Source organism: Nocardioides sp. Z24_21, assembly GCF_058134345.1.
Genome location: NZ_JBYTTH010000003.1, coordinates 11263 through 28536, shown reverse-complemented (window position 1 = coordinate 28536; position 17274 = coordinate 11263). Strand labels below are relative to the sequence as shown.

At 73.0% G+C, this 17274-nt stretch carries 15 protein-coding genes; 10 read left to right on the top strand and 5 right to left on the bottom strand.

Features of this window, described 5'->3' with window-relative positions; translation table 11 throughout:
• The first annotated feature begins 110 nt into the window (after window positions 1-110).
• On the top strand, window positions 111-1073 hold the full coding sequence (locus AC3X7Z_RS11740) for a PAC2 family protein (RefSeq protein ID WP_186342098.1): 963 nt from the start codon (window positions 111-113) through the stop codon (window positions 1071-1073).
• A complete protein-coding gene (locus tag AC3X7Z_RS11735; RefSeq protein ID WP_186342099.1) occupies window positions 1073-1939 on the top strand; it encodes an acyl-CoA thioesterase in 867 nt (288 codons plus the stop codon). Before AC3X7Z_RS11740 ends, AC3X7Z_RS11735 begins: the two co-directional genes overlap by 1 nt.
• Window positions 1940-2058: 119 nt before the next feature.
• Here AC3X7Z_RS11735 and AC3X7Z_RS11730 read toward each other — a convergent pair whose 3' ends face one another.
• Both AC3X7Z_RS11730 and AC3X7Z_RS11725 read right to left on the bottom strand, forming a co-directional pair.
• Window positions 2059-2916 (bottom strand): MaoC/PaaZ C-terminal domain-containing protein, encoded by an 858-nt coding sequence (locus AC3X7Z_RS11730; RefSeq protein ID WP_489976241.1) that lies wholly within the window; start codon window positions 2914-2916, stop codon window positions 2059-2061.
• On the bottom strand, window positions 2916-4253 hold the full coding sequence (locus AC3X7Z_RS11725; protein ID WP_489976029.1) for a 3-oxoacyl-ACP reductase: 1338 nt from the start codon (window positions 4251-4253) through the stop codon (window positions 2916-2918). Before AC3X7Z_RS11725 ends, AC3X7Z_RS11730 begins: the two co-directional genes overlap by 1 nt.
• A gap of 118 nt (window positions 4254-4371) precedes the next feature.
• Here AC3X7Z_RS11725 and AC3X7Z_RS11720 point away from each other — a divergent pair, with 118 nt between their 5' ends.
• The gene (locus AC3X7Z_RS11720) at window positions 4372-5652 is read left to right on the top strand and encodes an acetyl-CoA C-acetyltransferase (protein ID WP_489976028.1); all 1281 of its coding nucleotides are present in this window, start codon (window positions 4372-4374) and stop codon (window positions 5650-5652) included.
• A gap of 158 nt (window positions 5653-5810) precedes the next feature.
• On the opposite strand, the gene AC3X7Z_RS11715 is transcribed toward AC3X7Z_RS11720, so the two are convergent.
• Window positions 5811-6464 (bottom strand): class I SAM-dependent methyltransferase, encoded by a 654-nt coding sequence (locus AC3X7Z_RS11715; RefSeq protein WP_489976027.1) that lies wholly within the window; start codon window positions 6462-6464, stop codon window positions 5811-5813.
• Window positions 6465-6574: 110 nt separating this feature from the next.
• Here AC3X7Z_RS11715 and pyrR point away from each other — a divergent pair, with 110 nt between their 5' ends.
• Genes pyrR through AC3X7Z_RS11700 form a run of 3 tightly spaced genes read left to right on the top strand, consistent with a single transcriptional unit; the run spans window position 6575 to window position 9374 of the window.
• A complete protein-coding gene (gene pyrR, locus AC3X7Z_RS11710) occupies window positions 6575-7171 on the top strand; it encodes a bifunctional pyr operon transcriptional regulator/uracil phosphoribosyltransferase PyrR (RefSeq protein WP_489976026.1) in 597 nt (198 codons plus the stop codon).
• On the top strand, window positions 7168-8106 hold the full coding sequence (locus AC3X7Z_RS11705; RefSeq protein WP_489976025.1) for an aspartate carbamoyltransferase catalytic subunit: 939 nt from the start codon (window positions 7168-7170) through the stop codon (window positions 8104-8106). The genes pyrR and AC3X7Z_RS11705 overlap by 4 nt, the downstream gene beginning before the upstream one ends.
• Window positions 8106-9374 (top strand): dihydroorotase, encoded by a 1269-nt coding sequence (locus AC3X7Z_RS11700; RefSeq protein ID WP_489976024.1) that lies wholly within the window; start codon window positions 8106-8108, stop codon window positions 9372-9374. The genes AC3X7Z_RS11705 and AC3X7Z_RS11700 overlap by 1 nt, the downstream gene beginning before the upstream one ends.
• A gap of 9 nt (window positions 9375-9383) precedes the next feature.
• Here the strand turns inward: AC3X7Z_RS11700 and AC3X7Z_RS11695 are convergent, their stop codons facing one another.
• On the bottom strand, window positions 9384-10100 hold the full coding sequence (locus tag AC3X7Z_RS11695; protein WP_186342106.1) for a VOC family protein: 717 nt from the start codon (window positions 10098-10100) through the stop codon (window positions 9384-9386).
• Between the two features lie 40 nt (window positions 10101-10140).
• Between AC3X7Z_RS11695 and AC3X7Z_RS11690 the strand changes: the two genes are divergently transcribed.
• Both AC3X7Z_RS11690 and AC3X7Z_RS11685 read left to right on the top strand, forming a co-directional pair.
• Window positions 10141-10794 (top strand): MSMEG_1061 family FMN-dependent PPOX-type flavoprotein, encoded by a 654-nt coding sequence (locus tag AC3X7Z_RS11690; RefSeq protein ID WP_186342107.1) that lies wholly within the window; start codon window positions 10141-10143, stop codon window positions 10792-10794.
• Window positions 10794-11219, top strand: coding sequence for a VOC family protein (locus AC3X7Z_RS11685; protein WP_186342108.1), 426 nt, complete (start codon window positions 10794-10796; stop codon window positions 11217-11219). Before AC3X7Z_RS11690 ends, AC3X7Z_RS11685 begins: the two co-directional genes overlap by 1 nt.
• Window positions 11220-11311: 92 nt before the next feature.
• Here the strand turns inward: AC3X7Z_RS11685 and AC3X7Z_RS11680 are convergent, their stop codons facing one another.
• Window positions 11312-12547 carry an acetyl-CoA hydrolase/transferase family protein gene (locus AC3X7Z_RS11680; protein WP_489976023.1) on the bottom strand — a complete coding sequence of 412 codons (1236 nt, stop codon included), beginning with the start codon at window positions 12545-12547 and terminating at the stop codon, window positions 11312-11314.
• A 247-nt stretch (window positions 12548-12794) separates the two neighbouring features.
• Between AC3X7Z_RS11680 and carA the strand changes: the two genes are divergently transcribed.
• Together carA and carB are read left to right on the top strand one after the other, a co-directional pair.
• Entirely contained in the window at window positions 12795-13949 is a 1155-nt protein-coding gene (gene carA, locus AC3X7Z_RS11675; protein ID WP_186342110.1) for a glutamine-hydrolyzing carbamoyl-phosphate synthase small subunit, read from the top strand.
• 1 nt (window position 13950) lies between these two features.
• Window positions 13951-17274 (top strand): carbamoyl-phosphate synthase large subunit, encoded by a 3324-nt coding sequence (gene carB / locus AC3X7Z_RS11670; RefSeq protein ID WP_186342111.1) that lies wholly within the window; start codon window positions 13951-13953, stop codon window positions 17272-17274.

Here is a 17274-nt window from a genome sequence, read left to right as displayed (position 1 = left end):
CAGGCTCTCAGTGGACAGGGTGAGACCACGTTACCCTTGGGTAACAACGCCTGCCCATCATCGGCGGGTGTGTGTCGGGTCACGAGGTCGCACTCACTAGGCTCCTGCTCATGGCCGAACGACTCGTGCACATCGTCGACGACGCCGAGCTGTCGATGCCGGCCGACGCCGGCGACCTCACGCTCGTCGTCGTCCTCACCGGATTCCTCGACGCCGGCAAGTCCGCCGAGCTCGCCGCGCGCCACCTCGCCGGGCTGACGGAGGGCAAGGTCGTGGCGACCTTCGACGTCGACTCGCTGCACGACTACCGCGCGCGCCGCCCGCCCGTGACGTTCATCCGCGACCACTACACCGACTACGAGGCGCCCCGGCTGGTGGTCCGCGCGATGCGCGACACCGGCGGCACGCCGTTCCTGCTGCTCGCCGGCCCCGAGCCCGACATCCGGTGGGAGGGCTTCGCGCGCGCCGTGCGGGAGGTCGTGGAGCGCTTCGGCGTCTCGCGGGTGGTCAGCATGGGCGCCGTGCCGATGGCGGTGCCGCACACCCGGCCGATCGCCATCACGCCGCACGCCAACCGCCCCGACCTCGTCCCGGGCGAGAGCCCGTGGCAGGGCGAGCTGCGGGTCCCGGCCAGCGCGCAGGCGCTGCTGGAGATCCGGCTGGGGGAGTGGGGCGTCGACGCGCTCGGCTTCGTCGCGCACATCCCGCACTACCTCGCCCAGATGGAGTACCCCCAGGCGGCGCTCGTGCTGCTCGAGCACCTCGAGATCGGCGGCCACCTCACCATCGACCTCACCGAGCTCCGCGAGGCCGCCGAGATCACCATGACCGAGGTCGACCGCTACCTCGCCAGCCACGACGAGGTCGGCGAGGTGGTGCGTGGCCTGGAGCAGCAGTACGACTCCTTCCGCGAGGCCGAGGCGAGCGGGTCGTCCCTGCTGGCCGGCGACGGCCCGCTGCCCACCGGCGAGGAGATCGGCAGCGCGTTCGAGGCGTTCCTGGCCAACCTCGACGGCGACCCCAAGGACGACTCCGGCTCGCGCGACGACGACCCCGGCTGGGACGGCCGCTGATGGCCGGCAGCGCCGCGGAGCTCACCGCGCTCCTCGACCTCGAGCAGCTCGAGGTGGACCTCTACCGGGGTGCCCAGGCCGACACCGAGCGGCAGCGGGTGTTCGGCGGCCAGGTCGCGGCCCAGGCCGTCGTGGCCGCCACCCGCAGCGTCGAGAGCACCTTCGTGATGCACTCGATGCACTCCTACTTCCTGCGCCCCGGCGACACCACGGTGCCGATCGTCTACGACGTCGAGCGCATCCGCGACGGCCGCTCGTTCGTCACCCGGCGCGTCTCGGCGCGCCAGCACGGGCGGGCGATCTACTACATGACCGCCGACTTCCAGGTGGTCGAGCCCGGCCTCGAGCACCAGGACCGGATGCCCGAGGTGCCGACCCCGGAGCAGGGGATGCCGCTGTCGGAGCTCGCACGCGGCCTGTCGCCCGGCGCCGTCGGGCAGTGGGAGCGCGAGTGGGCGGCGCTCGACATCCGCCACGTCGGCATGACGGGGATGGGGATCCCCGAGGACCCGGACCAGCCGGCCCGCGCCCGGCTCTGGATCAAGGTCGACGGCGACCTCGGCGACGACGTCACGACGCAGCAGGCGGCGTTCACCTACGCCAGCGACCTGACGCTGCTCGGCGCGACCCTGGTCCCGCACGGCATCCACATCGGCTCGCCCCGCCTCCAGCCCGCCTCGCTCGACCACACGATCTGGTTCCACCGTCCCTTCCGCGCCGACGACTGGTGGCTCTACGACCAGTTCGCGCCGTTCGCCGGGGGAGCGCGCGGGCTCGCCCTGGCGCGGGTGTTCTCGCGGACGGGTGAGCTCGTCGCGACCGTCGCCCAGGAGGGCCTGATCCGGCTGCGCGACGACCGGGCGTAGCGGGCCGCGGTGCGGCGCGCCGTCGCTGATGGTTCATCAAGGTATGTCGCTGAACCGGCACTTCCCTCGATCAATTGAGGCCGGGAAGTGCGGGTTGCCCTGCATACCTTGATGAACCGTCAGGCGGGGGAGGTCCGGCCGAGCAGGTGCGGGGACCCGTCGGTCGGGTCGGTTATCGCGAACGTCCACCTGTCGTCGTCGTGGCGCGCGGCGTAGGCCACGGTGCCCGGCAGCAGCACCGGCTTCTTGAACGCAGCCTCGACCGTCACGGCCGCCGGGAGCCGGTTCTCGATCGCGGCCACCGACCGGGCCAGCGTCCACATGCCGTGGGCGATCTGGCGCGGGAACCCCAGTGCCCGCGCCGGCAGGGCGTGCAGGTGGATCGGGTTGGCGTCGCCTGACACCCCGGCGTACGTGCGCCCGAGGCCGGCGGGCAGCCGCCACTCGACGCCTCCGCTGGGCGGGTCCGGGACCTGCAGGCCGGGTGCGGGCTCGCCGGGGACGGACGCCCCGCGGCGGAGGTAGGTGGAGGTGGACTCCCACGCGGTGCCGTCGTCGCCGGAGACCGTGGTGGTGAAGTCGAGCAGCACGCCCCTCGCGTGCGGTCGCGGCCGGCCCACCGCCGTGGTGACGTCGAGGCGCTCGCCCGCCGCGACCTCACGGCGCGCGGTGATGCTGTTCGCCACGTGCACCATCCCGATCGCGGGGTAGGGGAACGCCCGGTCGGTCATGATCGCCACGTGCAGCGGGAACGCCAGGAGGTGCGGGTAGGTGACGGGTACGACGTCGCGGCGGGGGAAGCCGCACACGGCGGCGTACGCGTCGACGCTGGCACGCACGACGACGACCCGCCCGCGGCTGCGAGCCAGCCCGGTGAAGTCCGCGGGGTCGCCCTTGCGGATGCCGGGCAGCTGGTTGACGAGCGGCACCGCCGGGAGCGCGGCGCGCACCAGCGCGGCGACCGAGTCGCCCGCCATCACGCCCCCAGCATCATCTGGCCGCACACCCGCACGACGTTGCCGTTGACCGCCGCCGACGCGGGGCCGGCGAGCCACGCGACCGTCTCGGCGACGTCGACCGGCAGGCCGCCCTGCGCCATGGCGTTGAGGCGCTGGCCGACCTCGCGGGTCAGCAACGGCACCGCCGCGGTCATCTGCGTGACGATGAAGCCGGGGGCGACGGCGTTGACGGTGGTGCCGTCCTCGAGCTCGTCGCGCAGGCTGTCGACGAGGCCGATCACGCCCGCCTTCGACGTGGCGTAGTTGGTCTGCCCGACGTTGCCGGCGATGCCCGACGTCGACGCGACGCCGACGATCCGGCCCCCGGCGTGGAGGACCCCCGAGTCGAGCAGCTCGCGGGTGATCCGCTCGGGCGCGGTGAGGTTGACGGCGATGACGCTGCTCCAGCGCTCGGCGTCCATGTTGGCGAGCCTCCGGTCGCGGGTGATGCCCGCGTTGTGCACGACCACGTCGACGCCGCCGTGGTGCTCGCGCAGGTGGTGGGCGATGCGCTGCGGCGCGTCCTTGACGGTGATGTCGAGCACCAGGTGGTCGCCGTCGAGCTCGGCCATCAGGGTCTGCAGCTCGCTGGCCGCCTGCGGCACGTCGACGCCGACGACCCGCGCACCGTCGCGGTGCAGGACGCGCGCGATCTCCTCACCGATGCCGCGGCTGGCCCCGGTCACGAGGGCGACCTTGCCGGCCAGCGGGCGCTCCGGGTCGGTGGCCGGCACGGTGGTGGTCGCGGCGCCGTGGCTGCCGACGCGCACCACCTGGCCGGAGACGTAGGCCGACCTGGGGGAGAGCAGGAACGCCAGGGTCGAGGCGATCGCGCCGTCGGCGGCCGGGGCGACGTAGACGAGCTGCACGGTGCCACCGCGCCCGATCTCCTTGCCGAGCGAGCGGGTGAACCCCTCGAGCGCGCGCTGGGCCACGCGCTCGGAGCCGGTGCGCTGCTCGGGCGGCGTCCCGAGGACCACGACCCGCGGGCACGGCTCGAGGCGCCGCATGAGCGGGGTGAAGAACTCCTGCAGCGCGACCAGGGCGGTGGTGTCGGTGATGCCGGTGGCGTCGAACACGAGCGCCTTGGCGCGGGCGTCGTCCTCGAGGGTCGTCGCCGAGGCGATGCCGAGCCCGTCGAGCGTGGTGGGGAGGGTCTCGGCCAGGCGGCCCGCACCGCCGAGGATCACGAGCCCGTCGACCAGGGGCGCACCCTCGGACCAGCGCTGGAGCGGGGTCGGGTCGGGCAGGCCGAGGACCTTGACCAGCTGCTTGCCGATCGGGGAGGACACGAAGCCCTGGTAGCGGTCACGCATGGTGGGAGCCTGCCTCTTCGCGGGGTGGGGGACGGGACGGGCGCGGCTCGGAGTCCGCTTCGGGTGGCGTGGCCCTCCCGCCGTTGGCGGGAGCCGGCGCTGCGGCAAGGATAGGAACATGCAGCCCACCACCCGCCCCGTCGCCGTCGTCGGCGGCAACCGCATCCCGTTCGCGCGCTCCCACACCGTCTACGCCGGGGTCTCCAACCAGGAGATGCTCACCGCGGCGATCGACGGCCTGGTCGACCGGTTCGACCTGCGGGGCGAGCGGCTCGGCGAGGTCGTCGCCGGCGCCGTGCTCAAGCACTCGCGCGACTTCAACCTGACCCGCGAGTGCGTCCTCGGCTCCCGCCTCGCGCCCGAGACCCCGGCCATCGACATCCAGCAGGCCTGCGGCACCGGGCTGCAGGCCGCGATCCAGGTGGCCACCAAGATCGCCCTCGGCGTCGTCGACGCCGGGGTCGCGGGCGGCACCGACACCACCTCGGACGCCCCGGTCGCGATCAGCGACAGGCTCCGCCGCAAGCTGCTGCGGGTCAGCGCGGCCAAGGACGCCGCCAGCCGGCTCACGGCCCTCGCCGCGATCCGCCCCGGTGACATCGGACTCGACATCCCGCAGAACGGCGAGACCCGCACCGGCCTCTCGATGGGCGAGCACGCGGCGCTGACCGCCCTCGAGTGGCGCATCACCCGCGAGGCCCAGGACGAGCTCGCCGCGCGCTCGCACCACCACCTCGCCCGCTCGTACGACGAGGGCTTCCACGACGACCTCGTGACGCCGTTCCGCGGGGTCGAGCGCGACAACAACCTGCGCCCCGACACGTCGGTGGAGCGGCTCGCGGCGCTCACGCCTGTCTTCGGCAAGGGCGCAGCGGCCACGATGACCGCCGGCAACAGCACCCCGCTGTCCGACGGTGCGTCCGCGGTGCTGCTCTCCAGCGACGAGTGGGCGCAGGAGCGCGGCCTGCCGGTGCTCGCGCACCTCGTCGACGCCGAGACCGCGGCCGTCGACTACGTCAACGGGCACGAGGGCCTGCTGATGGCTCCGGCGTACGCCGTGCCGCGGATGCTCGCGCGCAACGGGCTCACGCTGCAGGACTTCGACTACTACGAGATCCACGAGGCGTTCGCCTCGCAGGTCCTGGCGACGCTCGCGGCCTGGGAGGACCCGGTGTTCTGCACCGAGCGGCTCGGCCTCGACGCCCCGCTCGGCGCCATCGACCACGACCGGCTCAACGTCAACGGCTCCTCGCTCGCCGCGGCCCACCCCTTCGCCGCCACCGGCGGCCGGATCCTCCCCGTCGCCGCGAAGCTGCTCGCCCAGAAGGGCTCGGGCCGGGCGCTGATCTCGATCTGCGCCGCCGGCGGCCAGGGGGTCGTCGCCATCCTGGAGCGCTGAGCTCCCGCGGGCCCCGTCCCTGGCCGTCCCGTGTCGTCGTCGAAGTCCCCGCTCGAGCGGGGACTTCGACACCTGGAGGCGGTTGCAAAGGCCTCCAAGTGTCAGACTCCCCGCTCGAGCGGGGACTCCGACAGCAGCCAGTTGGGCCCCGGACAGGATCAGGCGCGGGTGAGGCGGAACCACTCGCCGCGACGCCCGCCGGGCGCGCGGGCGGGAGCTGCGGCGTCGGTCGAGCCGATGCCCGACACGGCCGTCACGTCCCAGCCGCGGTAGGCGCGCTCGATGTCGTGACGCACGGCGTTGCGCGCGCGGATGGGCCACGCCCGCGGGCCGCCCGTACGCATCAGGATGGTGGCGTCGGGCTCGGCGAGCTCGGTGACACCGCCGGCCATGAGGGTGCGGCCGGCGTCGTCGAGGCTCTGGAAGCACCCGACGTCGAGGAACAGGTCGAACCGGTTGCCCACGCCGGAGTGCACCAGGTGGCGCACGTCGCCGATGACGAACCGGGCGTCGTCGAGGCCGTTGCGGCGCACGGCGACGTCGACGGCCTGGCGGACGAAGTCGATCCCCATGGCGTCCCAGCCGCGGTCGACGAGGAGCTTGGTGTTGGCGCCGCGGCCGCAGCCGAGGTCGATCGCGCGACGGAGCCGGTCGGGGCGAAGGGTCTCCTCGTGATCGAGGAGGTGCAGGAGGGTGGGCTGGTCCTCGCGGCTCGCCTTCTCCCAGGGAGTGATCCCGGCGCGATATGCGGTGGCGTAGCCGATGCCCATATGAAGTTCCTGACCTGCGTGCGCGGAGAGTACCGCTGCCATGCGAGCGTACTACTCCGGCGCTCCTGGCGGGCCCGACTGCTAGGGTCGCTCCCGATCGACATCCTTTAACGAGCCGTCCCGTGAGGCGGAGAAGGAGGTCCGGCGCGCAGATGCCTGCCACCGACGAGACCGCGACAGACGCCGTCCCCGACGCGACCGCACCGACCGGGAGCGCGGACCGCACCGAGCGCACCGTCCTCGACGCCCACGACATCTCCCGGGCGCTGACGCGGATCTCGCACGAGCTGCTCGAGCGCAACAAGGGCGCCACCGACCTGGTGCTGCTCGGCCTGCACACCCGCGGCGTGCCCCTCGCGCGACGCATCGCCGAGAGGATCGCCGCGGTCGAGGGCGCACCGGTCGCGGTGGGCGAGCTCGACGTGACGATGTATCGCGACGACCTGCGCTCCCAGCCCACCCGGCGGGCCCACAAGACGGCCCTGCCCCCCGGTGGCATCGACGGGAAGGTCGTCGTCCTGGTCGACGACGTGCTGTTCTCCGGGCGCACCATCCGGGCGGCGCTCGACGCGCTCGCCGACCTCGGCCGGCCCGGCGCCGTACGCCTCGCCGTGCTGGTCGACCGCGGCCACCGCGAGCTGCCGATCCGCGCCGACCACGTCGGCAAGAACCTGCCCAGCGCCCTCGCCGAGCGCGTCAGCGTGCGGCTGGCCGAGGTCGACGGCGCCGACGAGGTGACGATCTCGTGAAGCACCTGCTCTCCATCGACGACCTGACGACCGACGAGATCCTCCAGCTGTTCGAGACGGCCGCCGACATGCACGACGTGCAGACCCGCGACGTCAAGAAGCTGCCCGCCCTGCGCGGTCGCACCGTCGTCAACATGTTCTTCGAGGACTCGACCCGCACCCGGTCGTCGTTCGAGATCGCCGGCAAGTGGCTCTCCGCCGACGTCATCAACGTCAGCGCCAAGGGCTCGAGCACGTCGAAGGGCGAGAGCCTGCGCGACACCGTGCTGACCGTCTGCGCGATGGGCGTGGACGGCCTGGTGATCCGCCACCCCGCCAGCGGCGCCGCGCTCCAGGTCAGCCAGTGGGTCGACGCGGCCGTCGTCAACGCCGGCGACGGCATGCACGAGCACCCCACCCAGGCGCTGCTCGACGCCTACACGCTGCGGCGCCACCTCGGCTCGCTCGAGGGCCGGCACGTCGCGATCGTCGGCGACCTGACCCACAGCCGCGTCTTCCGCTCCAACGTCCAGTGCCTGACCAGGCTCGGGGCGCGCGTCACGGTCGTGGCGCCGCCCACGCTGATGCCGAGCGGGATCGCCGCGTGGTCGGCCGCGGCGGGCTTCGAGACGTCGTACGACCTCGACGCGGTGCTTCCCGACGCCGACGCCGTGATGATGCTGCGGGTCCAGCGCGAGCGGATGTCGGGCGCGTTCTTCCCGAGCCCGCGCGAGTACACCGTCGGCTACGGGCTCACCCGCGACCGGCTCGCGCTGCTCAAGCCCGACGTGCCGATCTGCCACCCGGGCCCGATGAACCGCGGCCTCGAGATCGCCGCCGACGCCGCCGACGCGGCCCAGTCGGTGGTGCTGGAGCAGGTCTCCAGCGGGCTCGCGATCCGGATGGCCGTGCTCTACCACCTGCTGGCCGGGGCGACCCGGGGAGGGAACGCCTGATGTCGCTGGTGATCAAGGGGGCCTCGCTGCTCGGCGAGGCGGCCGCGGACCTGTACGTCGACGACGCGGGGCGGCTGGTCGACGAGCCGCCGGCGGGCGCCGAGACCATCGACGCCGACGGCCTGGTCGCCCTGCCCGGGCTCGTCGACCTGCACACGCACCTGCGCGAGCCCGGGCGCGAGGACGCCGAGACGATCCTGACCGGCTCCCGGGCCGCGGCGCTGGGCGGCTACACGGCCGTGCTGGCGATGGCCAACACCTCGCCCGTGACCGACACCGCCGAGGCGGCCACCCGGGTGTGGGAGCTGGGCCGCGAGGCCGGGCTCGTGCACGTGCAGCCCGTCGGGGCGGTGACCCGCGGACTGGGCGGCGAGGAGCTGGCCGAGCTCGGGCTGATGCACCGGTCGAGGGCGGCGGTGGCGGTCTTCTCCGACGACGGGAAGTGCGTCCACGACGCGCGGGTGATGCGCCGGGCGCTGGAGTACGTCAAGGCGTTCGGCGGCGTGGTGTCGCAGCACTCCCAGGACCCGACCCTCGCCGGGCCGGCCGCCTGCTGCCACGAGGGCGAGCTCTCCGGTCGCCTCGGGCTGCCCGGCTGGCCGGGGATCGCCGAGGAGGTCATCGTCGCCCGCGACGTGATGCTCGCCCGCCACACCGGCTCGCGCGTGCACGTCGCACACGTCTCGACCGCCGGTTCGGTCGAGGTGCTCCGGTGGGCCAAGGCCCAGGGCATCGACGTCACCGCCGAGGTCACGCCCCACCACCTGCTGCTGACCACCGACCTGCTCACCGGCTACGACCCGACGTTCAAGGTCAACCCGCCCCTGCGCCCGCAGGAGGACGTCGACGCGCTCCGCGAGGCGCTGGCCGACGGCACGATCGACGCCGTCGCCACCGACCACGCGCCGCACGCCCGCCACGACAAGGAGCACGCGTTCGTCGACGCCGCCTTCGGCATGACCGGCATCGAGACCGCGCTCGCCGTCGTACGCACCGCGCTGCCCGAGCTGTCGTGGAGCGACATCGCGCGGGTCATGTCGGCGACGCCGGCGCGGATCGCGGGGCTCGCCGACCAGGGCAGGCCGCTCGCCGCGGGATCGCCGGCGCACGTCGTGCTCGTCGACCCCGACGCGCAGGTCACCGTCGACCGCGACAGCTCGGCGTCGCTCTCGCGCAACAACCCGTGGCACGGCCGCAGCCTCACCTCGCGGGTCGTGCATACGGTCTACGGCGGCCGGGTCACCGTGCGTGACGGGGCCCTGGTCTGAGCCGCGCCCTCAGCCGGCGCGGCCGGTGGCCGGGTCGCGGTCGGTGAGGCAGTAGACCTGCCCGCCCGGCGCGGTGAGCACGGTCCAGTGGTCGCGGACGGCCTCGAGCCGGGCGCCGAGCCGCACGTGCTGCGCCACGTCAGCCGTGCGGTCGGCGGTCGCGAGGTCGACGTGGGCGCGCACCGTCCCGTCGGGCTCGTCGAGGCGCTGCAGCAGCAGGCGGAGCATGCCGTACTCGACCAGTCGGACGAACGCGGGCGACGGCCCCTGCTGCGGACCGCGCCCGGTGAGGTCGGCCCAGAAGGCGATCTCGGCGTCCCACTGGCGGGAGGGCACGTCGAGGCACACCTGGTCGAGGATCGTGGCGCCGTCGCGCACCAGTCGCGGCTCGCCGTCCACGAGCGTGTGGCAGAACGCGAGGCCGCCGGGGGAGCGCATCACCTCCACGTCGTGGTAGGTCCAGGCCGGCGTCGCGCCCAGCGAGGTCGCGCGGGCCACGGCCGCCGACCGGTCGGACGAGTCGAGGTCGAGGTGCACGCCCGCCGGGGCGTCGACGGCCTGCACCCTGACGTACGCCGCACCCGACGCAGGCACCAGGGTGAGGAACTGGCCGTCCTCCCCGCGCCGCTCGGACGGCGTCCACCCGGTCACGGCGGACCAGAACCGCACGGTCTCGTCGAACGCGCTCGCGGGCGTGTCGAGGAAGACCTGGATCCACGCCGTCATGTCGGTCATCCTGCCACCGCGGGCGAGTAGCGTCGGCGTCATGCGCACGTCGACGACCGAGGACGAGGCCGCCTGGCCCGCCGTGACCACGCCCGATCAGCTCGAAGACCTGGTGGGACGACCGGGGGAGCGCGCGCGCACCAAGGAGCGCGCACGGCTGAGCGACATCGACCGCGCCTGGCTCGCGGCGTCGCCGTTCTGCGTGCTCGCCACCGCCGACGCCGACGGACGCTGCGACGCCAGCCCGAAGGGCGACCCGGCCGGCACGCTCGTGCACGTCGTGGACGACGCGACCATCGCGATCGCCGAGCGTCCGGGCAACCGACGCGTCGACGGCTACCGCAACGTGCTGGCCAACCCCCACGTCGGCCTGGTGTTCGTCGTGCCCGGGCGCGGCGACACGCTGCGCATCAACGGTCGCGCGCGCCTGGTGTCCGACGCGCCGTTCTTCGACGCCCTCGCGGTGCGGGGTCGCCGCCCGGTGCTGGCGATGGTCGTGGAGATCGAGACTGTCTTCTTCCACTGCTCCAAGGCGTTCCGGCGTGCGCAGCTGTGGGAGCCCGGCACGTGGGACCCCGAGCAGGTGCCGCCGCGCGCGGTCATCGCCCACGAGCTCGAGCCGGTCGCCGGCCAGGGGCTCGCCGAGCTCGAGGACTACTACCGCCCGGCCAACTACGACAAGGGGCTCTACTGATGAGCGACTTCCCACCCGTCGTGCCGCACCTGCTGCACACCGTCCTCGACGCGGTCGACGTTCGCCAGGAGTCGGAGTTCTGGCGCGGCCTGCTCGGCCTGGCCTACCGAGCCGGCGACGAGCCCCCGGACGACGGGTCGGACGACGACGCCGACTGGGTGGTGCTCACCCACCCCGACGGACACCGCGCCCTGGCGATCCAGCAGGTCGACGCCCTCCCGCCGAGCCGCTGGCCCGAGCCGGGACATCCGGCGGTGTCGCACCTCGACACGACCGTGCCGTCGGTGTCGGCCCTGGACGCCGTGCACGACCTGGTGCTCGAGCTCGGAGGTGAGCCGCGCCTGGACCGCACCGACGACGAGGAGGAGCCGCTGCGGGCCTACGCCAGCCCCGCGGGGCACGTGTTTTGCGTGCTCGTCTCCTGACGTACGCCTGATCCGCCGGCCGACGTCATGAGGACGCCCGGTCGGGACCGGGGACTCCCATGACGTTTGGAGGTGGGAGGGCGCGCCGCCCGTCAGGCCAGGCCGAGCGCCCTCGCTTCCTCCCAGAGGTCGTCGCGCACGCTCGGGTGGGCGGCGTGCTCGATGAGGTTGCGCGCCTGCTCGCGCTCGCTGCGCCCCCACATCCACGCCACGCCCTGCTCGGTGACCACCGCCCCGTGCTGGAGCGAGGTGACCGGCTCGTCGACGAGCGGCACGATCGTCGACACGTCCGCGCGCGGGTGCCAGCTGCGCAGCGCCATGAACGCCCGCCCGCCCGGCGAGTGGCTGGCCCCCACCGTGAAGTCGGTCTGGCCGCCGAACCCGCTGTGGATCCGCGCCCCGATCCGCGAGGCGTTGGCCTGGTCGAACAGGTCGACCTGCAGAGCGGTGTTGATCGACGTCATCGCCGGCTGCTGGGCGATGACGGCGGGGGAGTTGGTCGTCTCGGTGCGCAGCATCAGCACCCGCGGGTTGTCGTCCACCCACGCGTACAGCTCGCTGCTGCCGAACACGAACGACGTGCGCACGGGGGTGGCGGTGTCGAGCGCTCCTGCCTCCTCCAGCACCAGGACGCCGTCGCTGAACATCTCGGTCCACACCTTGAGGCCGCGGCGCTCGAGCACTCCGGCGATCGTGGCGTCCGGCACCTCGCCGATGCCGGCCTGCAGGGTCGCGCCGTCGCCGATCTCGGCGGCCACCAGCGACCCGATCAGGCGGGCGTCCTCGCTCGGTGGGCGGGCCACGTGGGTCGTCAGGGCGACGTCGACCTCGACGCCGAGGTCGAGGTCGCCCACCGACACGACGGCGTCGCCGAAGGTCCACGGCATCCGGGGGTTGAGCTGGGCGACGACCAGGGCGCCGCGCTCGCGGGCCGCCTCGATCGCGGCCGGGAGCACGTTGACCTCCAGCCCCAGCGAGACCTGGCCGTCGCGGGGCGTGGTCGTGTGCACCACGACCACGTCGGGCGCGAGCGGGCCGTGGAAGAGTCGCGGGACCATCGAGAGCCGGCACGGCACGTAGGCCAGCCGAGGGTGCCGGCGGAAACCGGGCCCCACGAACGTCGTCTCGGGCACCACGCCGTCGTGGATCGGGACGTCGGGCTGGGCGTTGAGGGCGTGGAGGCGGGCCTGCGGCAGCTCCGCCAGCAGCGGGCCGAGGAGGGTGACCGGAGTGGCGTGGTTGCCGCTGGTCACCACCCGCGGACTCCCGAGCGGGGCACAGTGCTCCCGCACCTCGCGGACGGCCTGGTCGATCTCGACGATGCGCATGGCCACAGCGTGGCAGCCCGGCGCCCCTGCTCGTGGGGCCGACCGGCCCGTCGTGGTGAGACCTTGGTCATCAGGTGGGTCCGGCCCGCCTCCCGACCGGCCTCCCGACCCGCCGTCGGACTGGCCCGCACACGGTGTCTCGACAGGCCGGCACGATGCCGCAGGCACGTGATCTCGCTGGTAGGGTCGGCGACGGCTCGAACATCCTTTAACGATCCGTCCCGTGAGGCGGAGAAGGAGGTACGGCATGGCTCTGCCTGCCCCAGCGCTCTTGGTCCTCGAGGACGGGCGCACCTTTCGCGGTGAGTCGTTCGGAGCCGAGGGCGAGACCTTCGGCGAGGCGGTCTTCTCCACCGGCATGTCCGGCTACCAGGAGACGCTGACCGACCCCAGCTACCACCGCCAGGTCGTCGTGATGACGGCCCCGCACGTCGGCAACACCGGCATGAACGACGAGGACGTCGAGTCCTCGCGCATCTGGGTCGCCGGCTACGTCGTGCGCGACCCCGCCCGGGTGCCGAGCAGCTGGCGCAGCGTGCGCACCCTGGACGACGACCTGCGCGCACAGGGCGTGGTGGGCATCAGCGGCGTCGACACCCGCGCGCTGACCCGCCACCTGCGCGAGCGGGGCGCGATGCGCGTGGGCATCTCGACGACAGAGACCGACCCGCAGCGCCTGCTCGACCGGGTGCGGGAGTCGGCGCAGATGAGCGGCGCCAACCTCAGTGAGGCCGTCACCACCGCGGAGCCCTACGTCGTCCCCGCGGTGGGCGAGAAGCGCTTCACGGTCGCCGCCGTCGACCTCGGGATCAAGGCCAACACCCCGCGGATGATGAGCGAGCGCGGCATCGAGGTGCACGTGCTGCCGGCCACCGCCGGCATCGACGACGTCCTCGCCGTCGCCCCCGACGGGCTCTTCTTCTCCAACGGTCCCGGTGACCCGGCCGCCACCACCGGCCAGGTCCGGCTGCTGCAGGACGCGCTGCGCGCCGGCGTGCCCTACTTCGGCATCTGCTTCGGCAACCAGCTCTTCGGCCGCGCGCTCGGCTTCGGCACCTACAAGCTGAAGTACGGCCACCGCGGCATCAACCAGCCGGTGATGGACCGCACCACCGGCAAGGTGGAGGTCACCGCCCACAACCACGGCTTCGCGGTCGACGCACCGCTCGAGGGCTCGACGACGACCGAGTTCGGCGAGGCGTCGGTCAGCCACGTGTGCCTCAACGACGACGTCGTCGAGGGGCTCGAGCTGCGCGACGCCGACGGCCGGCTCGTCAGCTTCTCCGTGCAGTACCACCCCGAGGCGGCCGCGGGCCCGCACGACGCCGCCTACCTCTTCGACCGGTTCTGCGACCTGATGGCCGACGTCAGCTCCCAGCGGCCCCAGCGGAAGGACGCCTGACATGCCCAAGCGCACGGACATCGAGAGCGTCCTGGTCATCGGCTCCGGGCCGATCATCATCGGCCAGGCGGCGGAGTTCGACTACTCCGGCACCCAGGCCTGCCGCGTGCTGCGCGAGGAGGGCCTGCGGGTCATCCTGGTCAACTCCAACCCGGCCACGATCATGACCGACCCGGAGTTCGCCGACGCGACCTACGTCGAGCCGATCACCCCCGACTACGTCGAGAAGGTGATCGCCAAGGAGCGTCCCGACGCCCTGCTGGCCACCCTCGGCGGGCAGACCGCGCTCAACTGCGCGATGGCCCTCGACAAGGCCGGCGTGCTGGAGAAGTACGGCGTGGAGCTGATCGGCGCCTCGATCGAGGCGATCGAGCGCGGGGAGAACCGCCAGCAGTTCAAGAAGATCGTCGAGCAGCTCGGCGGCGAGTCGGCGCGCAGCGTCATCTGCCACTCGATCGACGACCTGCTCGCCGCCGCCGACGACCTGGGCTACCCCATGGTGGTCCGCCCGTCGTTCACCATGGGCGGCACCGGCTCCGGCATGGCGTACGACGAGGCCGACCTGCGCCGCATCGGCGGGGCCGGACTGGCGGCCAGCCCGACCACCGAGGTGCTCCTCGAGGAGTCGATCCTCGGCTGGAAGGAGTACGAGCTCGAGGTGATGCGCGACGGCGCCGACAACAGCGTCATCGTCTGCTCCATCGAGAACCTCGACCCGATGGGGGTCCACACCGGCGACTCGATCACCGTCGCGCCGGCGATGACGCTCACCGACCGTGAGTACCAGGCGATGCGCGACCTCGCGATCGGCATCATCCGCGCCGTCGGCGTCGACACCGGCGGCTGCAACATCCAGTACGCCGTCAATCCGGCGGACGGCCGGCTGATCGTCATCGAGATGAACCCCCGGGTCTCGCGGTCCTCCGCGCTGGCGTCCAAGGCCACCGGCTTCCCCATCGCCAAGATCGCGGCCAAGGTCGCCATCGGCTACACCCTCGACGAGATCCGCAACGACATCACCCAGGAGACCCCCGCGTCCTTCGAGCCCACGCTCGACTACGTCGTGGTCAAGGTGCCGCGCTTCGCCTTCGAGAAGTTCCCCGAGGCCGACCCGACGCTGACCACCCACATGAAGTCGGTCGGCGAGGCGATGGCCATCGGGCGCAACTTCACCGAGGCGCTGCAGAAGGCGCTGCGGTCGCTGGAGAGCAGCCACGCGCCGTTCGACTGGCACAAGGAGTTCGTCGAGCTCGACAAGGCGGCGCTGCTCGAGGAGATCAGGGTCCCGCACGACGGTCGGCTCAAGAAGGTGATGGACGCGATCCGCGCCGGCGCGACGGCCGAGGAGATCTTCGAGGCCACCGCCATCGACCCGTGGTTCGTCGACCAGCTCGCGCTGATCAACGAGGTCGCGGTGGAGCTCATCGAGGCCACCGAGCTGACCCCCGGCCTGCTCCGCCTCGCCAAGCGCCACGGCTTCTCCGACGAGCAGGTCGGCAAGATCCGCGGCCTCAGCGCCGACGTCGTGCGCGGCGTACGCCATGCGCTCGGCATCCGGCCCGTGTTCAAGACCGTGGACACCTGCGCCGCCGAGTTCGCCGCGCGCACGCCCTACCACTACTCGTCCTACGACGAGGAGACCGAGGTGCGGCCCCGCACGGAGGGCAAGGAGGCGGTGATCATCCTCGGCTCGGGTCCCAACCGGATCGGCCAGGGCATCGAGTTCGACTACAGCTGCGTCCACGCCTCCCTCGCGCTGGCAGAGGCCGGCTACGAGACGATCATGGTCAACTGCAACCCCGAGACGGTGAGCACCGACTACGACACCTCCGACCGGCTCTACTTCGAGCCGCTCACGCTGGAGGACGTCCTCGAGATCGTCCACGCCGAGCAGCTGGCGGGCCCGGTCGCCGGCGTGGTGTGCCAGCTGGGCGGCCAGACTCCGCTCGGCCTGGCGCAGGGCCTCGCCGACGCCGGCGTGCCGATCGTCGGCACCACGCCGGAGGCGATCCACCTCGCCGAGGAGCGCGGCGCGTTCGGCCGGGTGCTCGCCGACGCCGGCCTGCCGGCGCCCAAGCACGGCACCGCGACGTCCTACCCCCAGGCCCACCGCATCGCCCACGAGATCGGCTACCCCGTCCTGGTGCGGCCGTCGTACGTCCTCGGCGGGCGCGGCATGGAGATCGTCTACGACGACGCCGCGCTGGAGGCCTACCTGGCGAAGTACGTCGCCAACGGGCTGATCAACGAGCGCCAGCCGGTGCTGGTCGACCGGTTCCTCGACGACGCGGTGGAGATCGACGTCGACGCGATCTTCGACGGCGACGAGCTCTTCCTGGGCGGGGTCATGGAGCACATCGAGGAGGCCGGCATCCACTCCGGCGACTCGTCGTGCGCGCTGCCGCCGATCACGCTCGGACGCGAGGAGGTCGAGCGCATCCGCCGCTCCACGGACGCCATCGCGCGCGGGCTGGGGGTGCGCGGGCTGCTCAACATCCAGTTCGCCCTGGCCTCCGACGTGCTCTACGTCCTGGAGGCCAACCCCCGTGCCTCGCGCACCGTGCCGTTCGTCTCCAAGGCCACCGCCACGCCGCTGGCGAAGGCCGCCGCCCGGGTGATGCTGGGGGAGTCGATCGCCGACCTCCGCGCGGCCGGGGTGCTGCCGGCCGAGGGCGACGGCGGCCACCTGCCCGACGGGTCGCCGATCGCGGTCAAGGAGGCGGTCATGCCCTTCGACCGCTTCAAGACCGCCGACGGCCGCACGGTCGACGCGCTCCTCGGCCCCGAGATGCGCTCGACCGGCGAGGTGATGGGCTTCGACGCCTTCTTCGGCACTGCCTTCGCCAAGGCGCAGGCCGCCGCCTACGGGTCGCTGCCGCTGTCGGGGAAGGTCTTCGTGTCGGTCGCCAACCGCGACAAGCGGCACATGATCTTCCCGGTCAAGCAGATCGCCGACATGGGCTTCGAGATCCTCGCCACCGCCGGCACGGCCGAGGTGCTGCGGCGCAACGGCGTCCAGGCCACCGTGGTCCGCAAGCAGTCCGAGGGCGAGGGCCCCGGCGGGGAGCGCACGATCGTGGGACTGATCCGCGACCGTGAGGTCGACCTGGTGATCAACACGCCCCACGGCGCCACCAGCGGCGGCTCGCCGCGCGCCGACGGCTACGACATCCGCACGGCCGCCGTCATCACCGACATCCCGTGCATCACCACCATCCAGGGCCTCGGCGCCGCGGTGCAGGGCCTGGAGGCGATGCGGCGCGGCGACATCGGGGTGCGGTCGCTGCAGGACTGGGCGGCGCTGAGCGCCGAGCGGAACGCCTGA